Here is a 406-nt window from a genome sequence, read left to right as displayed (position 1 = left end):
CACCGGCTTCCTCCGGCAGAACGACCTCCGCATACACCCCGGCTTCATCACGCCAAGCAGCCCGCAACCCCTGGAACAAGGGACCGTACCCATACCCCTGACCAGCCAAGACGTCGTAGAAGTCGGCCACAGCGACCGACCCCGCCCCGGCCGGCGGCCACACCACCACCCGCTCCGGCTCCGCCACCTCCTGCGCATCCAACACACCCGTCGCATGCAACGTCCACGCCTCGCCGCCGCCCTCGGACCGCGGCCGCGCATGCACGCTCACCACCCCATCCGGACCAACCGCCAACTGCACCTCCACCGCACCCTCACCCGGCACCACCAACGGCTGCTGCAACGTCAACTCCACCAACCGCGGCAACCCCGCAACCAACCCCGCATGCAACGCCAACTCCACGAA

1 protein-coding gene is annotated in these 406 nt (G+C 69.0%); it reads right to left on the bottom strand.

The features are described 5' to 3' along the window. Positions 1–406 (bottom strand): polyketide synthase dehydratase domain-containing protein (locus tag NQO67_RS43575; RefSeq protein ID WP_255956209.1); only part of this gene is annotated, 406 nt, incomplete at both ends.

Origin of the sequence: Streptomyces odontomachi, from assembly GCF_024435355.1 — a bacterium.
GTDB lineage: Bacteria > Actinomycetota > Actinomycetes > Streptomycetales > Streptomycetaceae > Streptomyces > Streptomyces odontomachi.
The sequence above is the reverse complement of the archived record's forward strand: the minus strand, read 5'-3'. Positions and strand labels throughout refer to the sequence as shown.